This is a genomic window from Candidatus Termitispirillum reticulitermitis (assembly GCF_054655775.1).
On sequence record NZ_BAAIHG010000130.1, the window covers coordinates 1 to 1664 of the forward strand.

Genomic DNA, 1664 nt, shown 5'->3' on the forward strand with positions numbered 1-1664 from the left:
GCAACGTTAGGAGTTTCATCGCCAGACGAGTTGACCATGACACTATTAGTATTAGCCTTGCCAACCTTCTTTTTGCTCGAAACTGGTTTATTTACAGCCAATGACACCGACTGCGGAGGCAACAATAAATCTAGTAACCGCTCCTCAACATTGCTTGCCAAACCATCGGATACTGAATTGTTCATCTCCTCACGCACCAGCGAGATAGACGTTTCCGTAAGGTCGCGTATCATTGACTCTACATCGCGCCCAACATAACCCACCTCAGTGAACTTGCTAGCCTCAACCTTTATAAACGGCGACCCCGTGAGTTTTGCCAGCCTGCGGGCAACCTCTGTCTTGCCGACACCCGTAGCACCTATCATTATGATATTTTTAGGGGTTACTTCGTCTTGTAGCTTTTCAGCAAGCTGCAATCTGCGCCATCTGTTGCGGAGAGATATTGCCACAGCTTTCTTTGCTGCATTTTGACCGATGATATATTTATCAAGCTCGGCTACTACCTGTCTTGGCGTTAGATTATTCACTGATTACCTCTATTTTTATACTATGGTTGGTGTATATGCATATATCAGCCGCTATGTTTAGTGCCTTTTCAGCAATCTGTTCAGCTGACATTTTGGTGTTCTCAAGCAATGCCTTTGCCGCAGCATGGGCATAAGAACCGCCAGAGCCTATAGCGATAATACCCTCATCAGGCTCTATAACATCGCCCGTGCCTGATAGCAAAAAGATTTGCTTGGCATCTGCCACTAGCATTACCGCTTCTAGGTGGCGTAGATACCTATCGGTGCGCCAGTCTTTAGCTAAAGCAAGCACAGAACGGAACAATATATTGCCGTGCTCTTGCAGTTTAGTCTCAAAGCGGTCTAGCAAAGCAAAAGCATCTGCGGCACTGCCTGCAAAGCCTGCCATAATCTTCCCATCAGCTAGTAGTCTAACCTTGCGGGCGTTTCCCTTCATAACAGTATTGCCTAGCGTGACCTGCCCGTCAGCTGCCATAGCTGTGATTCCGCCACGCTTAACGGCAATAACTGTGGTAGATAAAGATTTTTCCATGACTGGGAATAATACACCAACATAAGCAAAAAGACAAGAGTTAAACTAAATAATTTGCCCCTAGCAAAACATGCTAATTTCATTTACAATTCGCCTATGTTCACATTGATTGACGGACAGGCTGTTGCAGCTAATATTAAAACGACCATTGCCGAAAAGCTCGCTACCTATAAACTCAAAAATGGTAGCGTGCCCACGCTGGCGGTCTTTATTGTAGGGGATAATCCCGCCAGCAAAGTATACGTTGCTGGCAAAGAGCGAGCAACTGAGCTTGTCGGTATCCGTTCTATTGTAGAACGTCTGCCTCAAGACACCACAGAAGCACAGCTAATAGCAAAAATAGCTGAACATAACGCCGATGACAGCATTCATGGCATACTGGTGCAGCTACCGCTACCAACACACATTGACGCAATGCGTGTAACTATAGCAATAGCACCCGAAAAGGACGTGGACGGATTTCATCCTGTCAACGTCGGGCTATTGAGTATAGGCACACCGCAGTTTATCCCATGTACCCCCTATGGCATAATGAAGCTGTTAGAAACCTATAATATAAACCCCGCAGGAAAGTTAGCGGTCATTGTTGGGCGCAGCAACATAGT

General features: G+C 46.1%; 3 protein-coding genes. 1 reads left to right on the forward strand and 2 read right to left on the reverse strand.

The window, feature by feature from the left end; genetic code table 11:
- Nucleotides 1-527 (reverse strand): AAA family ATPase (locus AC1MDJ_RS07705; RefSeq protein ID WP_479690339.1); only part of this gene is annotated, 527 nt, incomplete at its 3' end.
- Nucleotides 520-1059: an ATP-dependent protease subunit HslV gene (gene hslV / locus AC1MDJ_RS07710; protein ID WP_479690340.1), complete on the reverse strand. Its 540-nt coding sequence runs from the start codon at nucleotides 1057-1059 to the stop codon at nucleotides 520-522. The genes hslV and AC1MDJ_RS07705, both read right to left, overlap by 8 nt.
- Before the next feature lie 96 nt (nucleotides 1060-1155).
- On the opposite strand from hslV, the gene AC1MDJ_RS07715 reads away from it, so the two are divergent.
- On the forward strand, nucleotides 1156-1664 hold a 509-nt coding region (locus AC1MDJ_RS07715), incomplete at its 3' end, for a bifunctional 5,10-methylenetetrahydrofolate dehydrogenase/5,10-methenyltetrahydrofolate cyclohydrolase (protein WP_479690341.1).

Excerpts from the sequence above, each read along its gene's own strand:
- hslV (WP_479690340.1), bottom strand. The coding sequence starts at position 1,059 with ATGGAAAAATCTTTATCTACCACAGTTATTGCCGTTAAGCGTGGCGGA.